General features: G+C 44.2%; 13 protein-coding genes. 9 read left to right on the plus strand and 4 right to left on the minus strand.

Going from position 1 to position 14222, the window contains the following annotated elements:
- The first annotated feature begins 237 nt into the window (after positions 1-237).
- From betI to choV, 6 genes are all read left to right on the plus strand, one after another.
- Positions 238-834, plus strand: coding sequence for a transcriptional regulator BetI (gene betI / locus AC4MRV_RS03300; RefSeq protein ID WP_491185995.1), 597 nt, complete (start codon positions 238-240; stop codon positions 832-834).
- A 20-nt stretch (positions 835-854) separates the two neighbouring features.
- Positions 855-2315 (plus strand): betaine-aldehyde dehydrogenase, encoded by a 1461-nt coding sequence (gene betB, locus AC4MRV_RS03305; RefSeq protein ID WP_491185996.1) that lies wholly within the window; start codon positions 855-857, stop codon positions 2313-2315.
- Between the two features lie 21 nt (positions 2316-2336).
- Positions 2337-4028 (plus strand): choline dehydrogenase, encoded by a 1692-nt coding sequence (gene betA / locus AC4MRV_RS03310; protein ID WP_491185997.1) that lies wholly within the window; start codon positions 2337-2339, stop codon positions 4026-4028.
- Positions 4029-4065: 37 nt separating this feature from the next.
- On the plus strand, positions 4066-5004 hold the full coding sequence (locus AC4MRV_RS03315) for a choline ABC transporter substrate-binding protein (RefSeq protein ID WP_491185998.1): 939 nt from the start codon (positions 4066-4068) through the stop codon (positions 5002-5004).
- 76 nt (positions 5005-5080) lie between these two features.
- Positions 5081-5923: a choline ABC transporter permease subunit gene (gene choW / locus AC4MRV_RS03320; protein ID WP_491185999.1), complete on the plus strand. Its 843-nt coding sequence runs from the start codon at positions 5081-5083 to the stop codon at positions 5921-5923.
- 2 nt (positions 5924-5925) lie between these two features.
- Positions 5926-7110, plus strand: coding sequence for a choline ABC transporter ATP-binding protein (gene choV, locus AC4MRV_RS03325; protein ID WP_491186000.1), 1185 nt, complete (start codon positions 5926-5928; stop codon positions 7108-7110).
- 62 nt (positions 7111-7172) lie between these two features.
- On the opposite strand, the gene AC4MRV_RS03330 is transcribed toward choV, so the two are convergent.
- A complete protein-coding gene (locus tag AC4MRV_RS03330) occupies positions 7173-8093 on the minus strand; it encodes a polyprenyl-phosphate transporter (RefSeq protein ID WP_491186001.1) in 921 nt (306 codons plus the stop codon).
- Between the two features lie 688 nt (positions 8094-8781).
- Between AC4MRV_RS03330 and gltS the strand changes: the two genes are divergently transcribed.
- Positions 8782-10008, plus strand: coding sequence for a sodium/glutamate symporter (gene gltS, locus AC4MRV_RS03335; RefSeq protein ID WP_491186002.1), 1227 nt, complete (start codon positions 8782-8784; stop codon positions 10006-10008).
- A gap of 49 nt (positions 10009-10057) precedes the next feature.
- On the opposite strand, the gene AC4MRV_RS03340 is transcribed toward gltS, so the two are convergent.
- Positions 10058-10801, minus strand: a complete 744-nt coding sequence (locus AC4MRV_RS03340; RefSeq protein ID WP_491186003.1) for a flagellar brake protein — start codon at positions 10799-10801, stop codon at positions 10058-10060.
- Positions 10802-10960: 159 nt separating this feature from the next.
- On the opposite strand from AC4MRV_RS03340, the gene AC4MRV_RS03345 reads away from it, so the two are divergent.
- On the plus strand, positions 10961-11239 hold the full coding sequence (locus AC4MRV_RS03345; RefSeq protein ID WP_491186004.1) for a GNAT family N-acetyltransferase: 279 nt from the start codon (positions 10961-10963) through the stop codon (positions 11237-11239).
- Positions 11218-12207, plus strand: coding sequence for a phosphotransferase (locus AC4MRV_RS03350; protein ID WP_491186005.1), 990 nt, complete (start codon positions 11218-11220; stop codon positions 12205-12207). Before AC4MRV_RS03345 ends, AC4MRV_RS03350 begins: the two co-directional genes overlap by 22 nt.
- A 44-nt stretch (positions 12208-12251) precedes the next feature.
- Here the strand turns inward: AC4MRV_RS03350 and AC4MRV_RS03355 are convergent, their stop codons facing one another.
- Entirely contained in the window at positions 12252-12743 is a 492-nt protein-coding gene (locus AC4MRV_RS03355; RefSeq protein ID WP_491186006.1) for a GNAT family N-acetyltransferase, read from the minus strand.
- 205 nt (positions 12744-12948) lie between these two features.
- Positions 12949-13929: an oxygen-dependent tRNA uridine(34) hydroxylase TrhO gene (gene trhO, locus AC4MRV_RS03360; protein ID WP_491186007.1), complete on the minus strand. Its 981-nt coding sequence runs from the start codon at positions 13927-13929 to the stop codon at positions 12949-12951.
- Positions 13930-14222: the final 293 nt, after the last annotated feature.

Consider the following 14222-nt stretch of genomic DNA (forward strand, 5'->3'; position numbering starts at 1 on the left):
TGATGTCTTGAGTTCAAGTTATTGATTTTTAGATTTTTATTATTTTTTCTTCCTCTTTGTGTTGAATGGTGTGTTGCAACGCTGCTTTGATTGAAATTGGTTTGTTCTCCAATGAATTTTTGCGAAATTATCTGCTGAGTTTGATCGATTTATGGAAAATTAATTTGAGTACAAACTAAATTTAAGGCATTTTATATTTAACTAATCGTTCAATTAAAAATAACAAAGGGTTAAAAAATGCCGAAGGTGGGTATGCCTGAAATCAGAAAACCTCAGTTAGTCCAAGCTACGATGGCAGTGATTGACAGGGTAGGTTTGCATGCTGCAAGCATTTCGTTGATCAGCAAAGAAGCGGGGGTTTCTACTGGAATCATTAACCACTACTTTGGCGGGAAACAAGGTTTGCTCGAGGAGACAATGCGAGAGATTTTGCGCCAGCTATCTTCAACAATAACCTCACGTTTGAGTCAGATCCCTAGAGGCAACCACCTTGAACGAATCAATGCGATCATTGATGGCAACTTTGTTGGTTTCCAAGCTGAAAACAAGGTTGCTAAGACTTGGCTCGCGTTCTGGTCTTATTCAATGCATGACGCTCAGCTAAAACGACTCCAATCCGTTAATGAAAGACGCTTGCTTTCACATCTAACCATCGAGCTGAAAGGGCTTTTCGCTCCTGAGCAAGCGGAGGTGATCGCCTTCGGTATTGCTTCCCTAATTGATGGTATCTGGCTACGCGGAACGCTCAATCCATCGGGAATTGATGCCATCAAAGCACGCTATATCATTAACGACTATCTCGATAAACAGCTCACATTCTATTCTAAAAAATAACTATTAAGTCAGATTCTCATATGGAAACGAAATCACTTTTTATTGATGGAAAAACATGCTCGGCCACCTCTGGTGAGCGTTTTACTACTTATAACCCAGCAACAGGGGAAGCGCTGGCTTTGATTGATCAAGCTAGCCAAAAGGACGTTGATTTAGCTATCGAGTCTGCAAAACGTGGATTTGCGATTTGGTCAAAAATGAGTGCTACTGAGCGGAGCCGTATATTGCTCAAAGCCGTGGCGATACTCCGTGAACGTAATGATGAACTCGCTGAGCTTGAAGTTCAGGATACGGGTAAACCTTTACAAGAAGCGATTGACGTCGATGTCGCTTCGGGTGCCGATGTTATCGAATACTTTGCGGGGTTAGCGCCTGCAATGCAAGGTGAGCAACAGCCGCTTAGTGAATCTCAGTTTTTCTACACTCGCCGTGAGCCGCTTGGCGTTTGCGCGGGGATTGGTGCATGGAACTATCCTATTCAAATCGCAATGTGGAAATCAGCACCAGCGCTCGCGGCAGGCAATTCGATGGTTTTCAAACCGTCAGAAGAAACGCCATTAACAGCGATTAAACTGGCTGAAATTTTCACTGAAGCTGGTGTGCCTGATGGCGTATTTAATGTCGTTCAAGGTGATCACAGAGTCGGGCAAATGCTCACTGCGCATCCAGAGATCGCAAAAGTCTCTTTCACTGGTGAATCTGGTACAGGCAAAAAAGTGATGGCAGACAGCGCTAGCTCACTCAAGCAAGTGACGATGGAGCTTGGCGGTAAGTCACCGATGATTATCTTTGAAGATACTAAGTTAGACGATGCTGTTTCTGCCGCAATGGTAGCTAACTTTTACACTCAGGGCGAAGTGTGTACCAACGGAACTCGCGTCTTTGTGCATGAGTCGATTTATCCGCAGTTTATTTCCCAGCTGAAAGAGAGAACAGAGAAGCTTGTCGTTGGTGATCCTCGTGAGATGACGACTCAAGTTGGCGCGTTGATCTCTAAGCAACACATGGAAAAAGTTCTTGGGGCGATTGAGTTAGCGAAACAAAGCGGCGCCGAGTTACTCACCGGGGGTTATCAGGTGACTGATGGCGATCTCAAGCATGGCAATTTTGTTGTACCTACCATTTTCACTCAGTGTACAGATGATATGCCACATGTTCAGCAAGAGATCTTCGGCCCTGTCATGTCAGTAATGACGTTCAAAGATGAGGCTGAGGTGATTCAGCGTGCAAATGATACTGACTATGGTCTCGCTGCGGGTGTCTTTACTCAAAATTTAGCAAGAGCTCATCGCGTGATACACCAAATGGAAGCGGGGATTTGTTGGGTGAATACATGGGGAGACTCTCCAGCAGAGATGCCGGTCGGAGGCTACAAATTATCAGGCATTGGCCGCGAGAATGGCGTTGAAACTCTGCGTCATTACACTCAGACCAAGAGCATTCTTATTGAGTTAGGCGACTACGCCAGCCCTTACGCATAAGCCCAGTCACGGAGAAATAACATGGAACAACGCTACGATTATATTGTCGTCGGCGCGGGCTCTGCTGGCTGTGTGCTGGCTGACCGTTTAAGTGCGAGTGGAGAACATCAAGTTTTATTGCTTGAGGCTGGAGGTACAGATAAGAGCATTTTCATTCAAATGCCTACCGCGCTTTCGTATCCAATGAATAGCGAACGTTACGCGTGGCAGTTTGAAAGCGAAGCGGAAAAAGGACTCGATGGACGTAAATTGCACTGTCCGCGAGGTAAAGTGTTGGGAGGAAGCTCGTCCATCAACGGAATGGTGTATGTTCGTGGCCATGCTTGCGATTTTGATGAGTGGGAGGAGAAAGGCGCGAAAGGTTGGAACTATGCGGCTTGCCTACCTTATTTCCGTCGTGCTGAGTCTTGGTCTGGTGGAGAAGATGAATATCGCGGTGGAGCGGGACCTGTCGGTACTTGTAATGGTAACGATATGGCGCTTAACCCTTTATACCAAGCTTTTATCGAAGCTGGTAAGGAAGCGGGATACCCAGAAACCAAAGATTACAATGGTTATCAGCAAGAGGGTTTTGGCCCGATGCACATGACAGTCGACAAGGGTGTTCGCGCTTCGACGTCTAACGCTTACTTAAGGCGTGCATTAAAACGACCTAACTTGACGCTTCTTAAAGGCGTCGTTGTTCGTAAAGTCTTGCTTGAAGGGAAAAAAGCCGTTGGGATTGAGCTTCAGAAGTCAGACAAGGTGACACAGTACTTTGCCAATAAGGAAGTGATTTCAAGTGCGGGTTCGATTGGCTCTCCCCAGTTACTGCAACTTTCTGGTATCGGACCCAAAGAGGTCTTGAGTAAGGCCAATGTTGAACTGAAACATGAATTACCAGGTGTAGGTGAGAACCTTCAAGATCACTTAGAGATCTACTTTCAATACCATTGCAAGCAGCCTATTACACTAAACAGTAAGTTAGATTTGGTGAGTAAAGGACTGATTGGTGCAGAGTGGATTCTCACTCGCAAAGGGTTAGGGGCAACGAACCACTTTGAATCATGTGCATTTATACGCTCACGTGAAGGGTTGAAATGGCCCAATATTCAATACCATTTCCTTCCTGCAGCGATGCGCTATGACGGTCGAGCTGCCTTTGATGGCCATGGTTTCCAGGTTCATGTTGGACCAAATAAGCCAGAGAGCCGTGGTCAGGTTGCGATTACTTCTTCTGACCCGCTGAGTAAGCCTTTGATTGAATTTAACTACATTTCGACTGAGCAAGACCGCCAAGACTGGCGCGATTGTATTCGTTTGACACGAGAAATCTTAATGCAGCCGGCGATGGATTCATTTCGCGGTGAAGAAATTCAACCAGGTATGGATGTGACCAGCGATGAAGCGATTGATTTCTGGGTCAAACAGAATGTTGAAAGTGCCTACCATCCATCCTGTAGCTGCAAAATGGGCAGTGATGAAGACGAATACGCTGTGCTAGATGAGCAGTGTCGAGTCAGAGGTATCAGCGGTCTGCGTGTCGTTGATTCTTCGATATTTCCAACAATACCTAATGGCAACTTGAACGCTCCAACCATAATGGTCGCAGAACGCGCGGCAGATATGATTTTAGGTCACGCTCTTCTTGCTCAACAAGATGCGCCCGTCTGGATAGCGCCTGAATGGCAAAACAATCAACGAACCGGCTCTCCTACAAGAGAATTGGATTAACTCTTATAAAGTCAGTAACTATTACAAGGAAAACACTATGTCTGTAATGACAAAAACACTTTCAACCATGGCATTAAGTACGCTCGCGTTTAATGCCTACGCAAACCAATGTGAAACGGTACGTTTTGCTGACGTAGGTTGGACGGATATTACCGCGACTACGGCTGTCACTTCTGAGCTACTGAAAGGCTTGGGCTATACAACGAAAACTGATCTGCTCTCCGTGCCAGTGACCTACTCTTCGATGGCGAACGGTGATATCGATATCTTCCTTGGAAACTGGATGCCAACTATGGAGGGAGATATCGCTAAATACCGTGAAGCCGGCACAGTAGAAACGGTACGCGCGAACCTTGAGGGCGCAAAGTATACCTTAGCGGTACCAAAATACGTTTATGACGCTGGTGTGAAAAGCTTTGCTGACCTTGCGGCGCATGCGGATAAGTTCCGTGACCGCATTTATGGTATTGAACCTGGCAATGATGGTAACCGTTTAATCCAGTCGATGATCGACACTAACGCATTTGGCCTTAAAGAGTTTAGCTTAGTGGAATCAAGTGAAGCAGGCATGGTGTCGCAGGTAACGCGAGCGGTCCGTCGTGATCAATGGATCGTCTATTTAGGTTGGGCTCCGCATCCAATGAACAGCAATGTTGAGATGGAATACCTAGCTGGTGGGGATGACTACTTTGGCCCAAATTACGGTGGCGCTAATGTCTACACTAACGTACGAGAAAACTATCTAACAGAGTGTCAGAACGTAGGTAAGTTGCTTAAAAATCTGGAGTTTAGTTTAGAGATGGAAAACCAACTAATGGAGGCCATCTTAAACCAAAATGTCAAACCTGCTAAAGCGGCTCAGCAGTGGTTAAAAGCGAACCCTGAGCAAGTAGAAGCTTGGCTAAATGGTGTTAAAACACTGAAAGGTGGTGACGCCAATTCAGCGGTTCAAAACTATATTGGCTCGAAGGCTTAATTTGGCAAGGGTGGGCGATTGTTCCCACCCAAACCTAAACAGCATAACAAAGTATAAGTAACGCATAGGTTGTATTGTGAATTTTATTACCGACAACAAAATCCCACTGGGTCAATGGATGGAAGCTGGTGTTGATTGGTTGACTGATAACGCTGCTGGTTTATTTGATGCGATCTCGATCTTTCTCGAAACCATCATTCTTTTTGTTGTAGATATTTTTAAATGGATGCCGCCAGCGATGCCGATTCTAATGACAGCGGCGATTGCTTGGTACCTTCACCGAAGCGTACCACTGGTGTTGTTTGTAGTTGGTGCCCTTTTGACCATTTTAAACCTTGGCTATTGGCAAGAAATGCTAGAAACCTTTGTTTTGGTTTTTGCCGCGACAACGATTTCTGTATTAATTGGCGTGCCTGTCGGCATTATGGCTGCACATCGACCTTGGCTTTATACACTGCTCAGACCCATCCTTGATTTAATGCAGACGGTTCCTACATTTGTTTACCTTATTCCGACTCTGGTTTTATTTGGCCTCGGCATTGTACCTGGTTTGATTTCAACCATCATATTTGCCATCGCAGCGCCAATTCGACTCACTTATTTAGGCATCACAAAAGTGCCTGAAGAGCTAGTCGAAGCGGGTAAGGCATTTGGTGCTACCCGAATGAAACTCTTGTTCAAAGTGGAATTACCAGCGGCAATGCCATCGATTATGGCAGGGGTAACACAGTGCATCATGCTTTCACTTTCGATGGTGGTGATTGCGGCACTTGTTGGGGCGGATGGCCTAGGCAAGCCAGTGGTACGAGCCCTGAACACCGTTAATATCTCGCAAGGTTTTGAAGCTGGTCTGGCGATTGTGTTGGTTGCCATCATTTTGGATCGTTTGTGTAAATCACCAAATCAGAAGGAAGCTTAATCATGGAAGCAATTACGATTACTGACCTTGATGTCGTATTTGGCGATAAGCCGCAATTGGCTTTGCAAAGCTTAGACCAAGGAAAAACACGCCAAGAGATCATAGATGAAACAGGGCAAGTCGTTGGCGTTGATAAAGTGTCCATGAGTGTAAAGGAAGGTGAGATTTGCGTTTTAATGGGGCTGTCTGGTTCGGGAAAATCGAGCTTACTTAGAGCGGTGAATGGCCTAAATACGATTTCTCGTGGAAAGCTAGAGCTAAAAGATGGAAGTACGCAAGTGGACTTAGCGACCTGTGATGAAGACACCCTTCGTCACCTGAGAACGCACCGAGTATCCATGGTGTTTCAAAAGTTTGCCTTAATGCCATGGTTGACCGTTTTAGATAACGTCGCGTTTGGTCTTGAATTACAAGGTATGAGCAAAATTGAGCGGCGTGAGAAAGCACGCAAACAGCTAGAGATGGTTGATTTAGCTGAGTGGGAAGACAAATATCCCCATGAGCTTTCTGGTGGTATGCAGCAGCGTGTCGGACTTGCGAGAGCCTTCGCTATGGATACGGACATCTTACTGATGGATGAACCGTTCTCTGCGCTTGATCCTTTGATTAGAGCGCAGTTACAAGATGAGTTATTAGTACTCCAAGAAAAGCTAAATAAAACAATTTTGTTTGTCAGTCACGATCTCGATGAAGCGCTTAAAATTGGCAACAACATTGCCATAATGGAGTCTGGACGCTTGATTCAACACGGTAAGCCAGAAGAGATCATCCTAACACCAGAAAATGATTATGTGCGTGATTTTGTTGCCCATACTAACCCACTGAATGTGCTAAAGGGTCGATCTTTGATGCTGCCAGTCAGTGAACTGAAGAGTAAAAACTCGCAGCTGCAAGTATGCTCATCGCAGCCAATTTGGGTTGAGCAGAATCAACAAGAGTTAAACTTAGTCAAAGAGAATGCTTCATTGAAATTGATGCATTGGGAAGCTGGAGCCAGCCAAATTGATGAGGTTGATAGATCGACAGTTATTGTGACCAGCCCAGATATAGGAATGCGTGAGGCCATTGAGCTTAAACAACGTAGCGGTCAGCCCATTTTGTTAGTTGAAGGTGGTGTTTTGGTTGGTGTACTTAATGACAGTGAGTTCTATGATGCGCTGCTTGGGAACTATAACGCCGCTGCCTAATCGAAACCGAATATGATTAAAAAAGGCGACACCATTGTGTCGCCTTTTCTGTTGTCTGAGAGTTAGATATCTCTATTCTCAGCAAATTTCTCTAAACCAAGTACCAGTGCAATAGCACACAGCATCATAACAATGGCTATACCTAGTTGCGCTGGCTGAGATGTCACTGCTTCAAAGTCAAACGGTGATAGGTTTTGTTCAATCAAAGGCACTTGCTCACCTTTTGAATTGGTGCGCCAAGTTAGAGTCTCTTTCCATGGCCAAATTTTTGGTAACGTGCCAATCATTAATCCCGTTAAGAATACTAAGGTAAAGTCACGGAAGCGCTTCAATAGCCACGACAGTACGTGTGAAAAGCTTAGCAAGCCAAGCACACAGCCACTCATGAATAGAGCAATGACCACCAAGTCAAATGACTTAACAGCGCCAAGCACAGGAGTGTACATACCAATCAATAGCAGGATAAAGCTACCTGAAATCCCTGGAAGGATCATCGCACAGATCGCGATGGCACCCGCGATAACGATATTGACATTGGTTGGATCCATTTGTAGCGGCTGTAGCACGGTAATGCTGTAAGCAAAGGCAATACCAAGCAGTAAGAACACTAAGCGGCTCATTGAACGCTGCTCAATTTGCTTCAAGATGTGGAAGACTGACACTAAGATCAAACCAAAGAAGAATGACCAAATAGGTACTGGATGAGCAACCAAAAGCCAAGAAATGAGTTTTGCCAAAGTAGCAATACTGGTTAATACACCACCAAAAAGGGCAATTAGGAAGAAGCCGTTGATATGATCAAAGGCTGCTTTAAAGCCATCGCGTTTCCAAATCCCCAAAACCTTTGGGTTAATACGGCGAATGCTTTCTAGCAAAGTGTCATAAATACCCGTGATAAACGCGATTGTGCCGCCTGATACACCTGGTACCACATCAGCTGCGCCCATCGCCATGCCTTTCAGAAATGTTGAAAAATAGTTCATGCTACTCAGTTAATAAATTTAGGTGGAAGGAAGTATATCTACTCTCGCTATAAAAAAGTATGAAAAAATAAACTGATAGAACTGTTTATAAGAATCTCGTTTAATATCAGATTGCAATGTTTTGCATTTTGCAATTTTCATATTGCATTATGGTAATAAAAAACCGGATAAAAATGCGGCTTATTCATCAAATATCGCCGTTTTAAAGTTGGCACGCATTCTGCATTATTTATATCGACCCTTTTTAAGCCGAGGGTCACCTAGCCAACTGACGTTGTTAGTGAATGTAATTTGTTCACACAATATATAAGCCAATCGCCCTTCTTGCGATTGGCTATTTTTTTGCCTCAAATTCGTAAAATTACTAAATATGTCATAGTTTTGCGACGACTTATGACATCCATCTTTACACTGGCTTCATAAGCGTTTTTTCAGTCTATACTCGACAAATTGCTCCATTTTTATTAATAATGTCGGCTTTCTTTTCGCAACCCTATCAATTTTGTAAGGGTTTTACTGTTGAAATAGAGTGGAATCACCACTGTTTAGAGGAAGTTTTTCAATAGAGAAATGTGATTAATCGCGTTTAAGTTTGCTGCCGCGAGGCGACGATTCAAAAGCTTAAGCGTTGAGCCAAAGGGCTCTTAACTCGTTAGGGAAGATGAGTGACACACAATAAAGAGGTTATATGAATCAGATAATTTCAATTGGACCACTAGAATCTTTCTTAATCGCCATCAGCGTTCTGTTCTTAGGTCACTTTGTAAATTCCAAGCTACCAGTATTGAAGAAGTTCAACATTCCTGAGCCGATTGTCGGCGGTTTGATTGTAGCCGTCGTGATTACTTTCATGCATTTTAACGGCGTTGATCTTCAGTTTTCTCTGCCGCTACAGAACACCTTTATGCTGATGTTCTTTAGCACAGTCGGCCTTGCTGCTAACTACACCCAATTAATGAAAGGTGGCGCGAAAGTGTTTGTCTTTCTTGCCGTGGCATCCTTTTACATCATTATCCAAAATGGTGTTGGTGTATCTTTGGCGACCGCACTGGGTCTAGACCCATTGATGGGGTTGATTGCAGGTTCCATCACCTTGTCTGGTGGCCATGGTACTGGGGCGGCGTGGTCTCAGACTTTTTCTGAAAGTTACGGTATCAGTAATACGCTTGAAATCGCGATGGCGTCTGCCACATTTGGCTTGATTATCGGCGGTATCATTGGCAGCCCAGTTGCGCAAAAGCTGATTGATAAACACGGTATTGAATCAGAGTATGGGCGTGGTACTCAGACACACGAGAAGTTTCCAGAATTGGTGACATACAATGAGTATGAGGAAGATAAAGTCACAGCCAAGAAAGTGATTGAAGTTCTATTTATTCTTCTCATTTGTGTGACTGGTGCAAAATACCTCGAACAATGGGTGAGCAGTTTTAACATCAGCTGGTTGATGATCCCTGACTTTGTCTATGCGCTGTTTATCGGTGTGTTTATCACTAATGTATTAGAAGTTACCAAAGTTCATAAGGTTGACGCAGAAACTGTCGATATCTTAGGGACTGTGTCATTGTCACTTTTCTTAGCGATGGCACTTATGAGTTTGAAATTGTGGAATATTTTTGATCTCGCGGTTCCATTCTTGATCATCTTAGCTGTCCAGTCTCTGGTACTGGGTCTCTTTGCTTATTTTGTGACATTTAAAGTAATGGGTTCTAACTATGATGCCGCGGTTATTTCAGGCGGCCATTGCGGCTTTGGTCTAGGTGCTACGCCGACGGCTGTGATGAATATGGGCTCGCTGGTGAACAAGTTTGGTCCATCACCTCAAGCATTTATGGTAGTGCCAATCGTAGGTGCTTTTTTCATCGATATTGTTAACCTGATTATTCTACAAGGCTACATTTCGTTTATCGGTTAGCAGTGATTCGTTTAAGACAACGCCCCGCACATGACGGGGCGTTTTTGTATCAATTGGCTCGTAACGCGAGCTTGGTTCCATCAAACTTAAGGTGGGCAAGCAAGGTCTTCGCATTGTTCTTGCCGAGTTCATTAAATTGAACCCCATAGCGTGCATAATGCATTGATCGCTGTAGATTACAGATTGTGCCAAACAAGGGCTCAAACTGGATCTGTTTACCGTTGCGAACTTGAACAATCAATGAAACCTCATCACCGACTTGAAAAGGTCGGCTAAGCGGAGGTGCAAAGAAACGACAACCACTCTTAGATAAATCTCTGATCTCACAATCTAGACTTCTGTTTTCATTTTTTGCTTTTGCCTCAAGGTTAACGTCAAAACGAGGTTCTTTTCGTAATTGAGAGACTTGCATGTCTTGCGGCACCGACATCATCACCATTGGCATCGGTTCTTTAAGGATATGTTGGAGCTGACTTCTGAAGTGAATGATAGCGCCTTCACCTCGTGGTGAAATTGCTCTTACGGTTGACCAGAAACCTTCTTGGAAGTAGTAATCAAGATCTTCATCGGAAACTTTTGGTAACTCAGCCAGAATCATTCTGTCTGAATGTGTGCCGATAAATGCAGTTTTACAACGAAACGTTCTTCCTACTGGGGTAGTGATGCTCATTGTAAACTCTCCGCCATGCTCAATCATGGCCAGTGCATCAACACTATTGAGTGTTACCACATTTCTTTGCTTATTGTATGGACTTGAAGTGTGATCCTTCGTAGCGACTGCCTGAGTGCTCATCTAGCCTCCGTTGAGCCTGCATGCTATGTTTGCTGCAGGTTATAGTTATTTCCACGTCTAAATGCTCAGACTGACATAAATTCTATTTATGCACGGGCGTTTGTTCAAATGCCAATGTAATGATTTATTTGAGCTATGTATCAATTTTAGGAGTTTACTATGAATCATGTCGTGCTTTTTGAGCCCGAATTGCAGCAATTTCGCGTATTTTTGGCGTCAGACCAATACGCGACGATAAAATACTCAGTAGAAAATGATGTCTATTCTATTGTTTCTACTCGAGTGCCAGATGCGCTCCAAGGTCAAGGTTACGGGAAAGTTATGATGGAAGCCTTACTACCCGAGCTGGAAAAAATGGGGGTAAAAATCGTTCCTGTGTGTAGTTATGTGGTGCACTACTTGGATCGTCATCCAGAATGGGAACATCTGAAAGCGTAATGGATAACTATAACTATCTGCCAATTGTCGCAAGACTTGGATACCAGACAATTCACAGTAAGCAAGTTCTTCAAACCTTATGGGGAGGCTATGGGGAGCTGGTACGCTTGTGGGTCGATTCCACGAGTATTGTGATAAAACATGTCCTGCTGCCAAAACCAGAACATCACCCTCGTGGCTGGAATACTGAGCTCTCTCATCAACGCAAACTTCGGTCTTATCAAGTTGAGCTTAGTTTCTACCAAGCATTCGCTAATGAATGCAGTACGGATTGTAAAGTGCCTCGGACATTATTGGTTGAGCATAGCGCGGATGAATTACTGCTCGTCATGGAGGATTTACATCAGCTCGGCTTCACCAAAGTGCTCCAGCAAGCTGAAAAGCATCAGCTTAGTGCTTGCCTTCACTGGTTCGCACATTTTCACGCTCAACATATTGAGAATCCCGGTGTTGGCTTGTGGGAGAGTGGTACCTACTGGCACCTAGAAACGCGTCCAGATGAATTAGCGGCGTTATCTGACCACTCCCTCAAACAAGCTGCTCAGATAATTGATGAAACGTTAAAATCAGCGCCGTACCAAACGCTGGTTCATGGCGATGGAAAGTTGGCGAATTTCTGTTTTGAAAAGTCAGGCAATAGGGCTGCTGCGGTTGATTTTCAATATGTAGGCAAGGGTTGCGCGATGAAAGACGTGGCTTTGTTTATGAGTAGTGCCGTGGCTCCTGAGCACTGCGCAGAGATGGAAGCTTGGATTCTAGATGAATATTTTTCACACCTTAGAGATGCGTTAAGTATCCACCAACCTAAGTTGGAAGCGCTAGATGTAGAACAAGCGTGGCGACCGCTGTTTTCGATTGCATGGGCAGACTTTCAACGTTTTGTGAAAGGTTGGAGCCCAGAACATTGGAAGATTAATTCGTATACTGAGTCGCTGAAGGAACGTGCGCTTAGCGAATTAGCTCGTTAATAATCCAACCTAAATGATCAAACATTTAGGTTGGAGCTATTTGGTTACAGCTTTACGCGAGCCATGGAGTAGGTGTTGATATACTCTCCATCGCGAAATGAAGCCGCTTTACATTCCCCTTCAATTTCGAAGCCAAATTTTTTGTAGCACGCTATGGCTTTTTCATTATCAGTGTTCACTTCTAGGTGAATGCGTTTTATTTGTAGCCAGTTGTCGGCAAGATCGATGACTGTTTCGATAAGCTTACTGCCGATACCGAGGCCGTGATAATCATCGTGGACCCCTAGACCAAAACTGGCACAGTGACTGGTTCTTGGTCGCTGAGAATGCTCGAAGCCAATATTTCCGACTACTTTCCCATCAACTTCTGCGACAAAACTATAGATACCAGTAGGCATGTTTGCCAGTCGTTGGGTCCACATGGTCACTGATGGTTTAGGCAGCTGCAGGGTCTCGCGTTGAGCACGTGGCTGAGAATAAATTTCTGATAATGCTGCTGCATCACTGACTTGCGTCGGACGTATGATGATTTCCATAGTTAACTCTCTCGACTGGTGAAACATTACCCAACCATAAAGGGAAATTGTCAATTGTTAAAGCTTTGTTTTTAATTATATTTAGAATGATATATTGTCTTTTTGGAATGCTAAAAGCTTTTGATAGATTTCTTGATAGTATCTGTATGTTAATCGCAATAAAAAAGGGAGCTAAGCTCCCTTTTAATCATACGAAATCCAAAAACTATTTTGTTTTTCTTTGTTGTTCTTTACGCGCCAGTTTTTCCTGCCTACGTTGGGCGATTACTTGATCTGCTTCTCCGCCAACGTGAACTTCGCCACGTGCATTGGCAAGCTGAACTTGTCTTTCGCGCTCGCGGAAACGCGCTTTCTGTTCTTCAGTGTGCTTGTCGATACATTTAGGGCAGCTCACGCCTTTTTCGAATGCGTCTGACTCCATATCTTGCGCTGTGATAGGCAGACGACACGCGTTGCACATCTCGTAGTCACTTTTCTCTAGCTGATGATTAACAGCGACACGTCCGTCAAATACGTAGCAATCACCTTCCCACATGCTTTCTTCTTCAGGCACTTCTTCAAGATACTTAAGAATACCGCCTTCGAGGTGATAGACCTCATCAAAGCCTTGCTCTTTCATGTAGGCCGTTGATTTTTCACAGCGGATACCGCCCGTGCAAAACATGGCCACTTTCTTGTGTTTGGTTGGATCCATGTTTTCTGCAACGTATTCAGGAAATTCGCGGAAGGTTTCAGTTTTTGGGTTAACCGCGTTTTTGAACGTTCCAATTTCAATTTCGTAATCGTTTCGAGTGTCTACAACAAACACTTCCGGATCAGAGATAAGATCATTCCACTCGTTTGGTTTAACGTAAGTGCCCACTACGTGGCGAGGATCAATGCCTTCAACTCCTAGTGTAACAATCTCTTTCTTGAGCTTAACTTTAGTACGGTTGAAGGGTTGGTTAGCCTCATAAGACTCTTTGTAAACCGTATCCGCGAGGCGCTCGTCGTTTTTAAGCCACGTCAGCAAGGTATCGATACCTTCGCGAGTGGAAGCAACGGTGCCGTTGATCCCTTCGTTCGCCAGTAGCAAAGTACCGCGAATCTCATGTTTTTCCATTAGCGCTTTTAATGGCTCTCTTAGCTCTACGTAATCTTCAAGTCGAACGAATTTGTAGAGTGCGCACACAACGTAGTTGTTCATGTTGATTCCTATTAGCGAGCTGGATCGTAAATCCAGAGCTTTTTGTTTAATTTCGCGCAGAGTATAACCAAGTCCGTGTCCCACAAATACGGACAGTTATTAGGGGTAAAGCAGCTCGCAACAGGTCGCTTACTTTTGTTGTCCAGATGATGGAAAGTGTAAATTTTGCGATCATGCTTTGAATAGAGTGTTTTTCATTCAGATATCTTACATACCTAGCACTCTGATAGAGACGCTTCTCAAAGTCTTCATATATGCACTCTATGAGTTATGTCGTACATTAAGAATGCTTA

Source organism: Vibrio sp. (genome assembly GCF_984391705.1).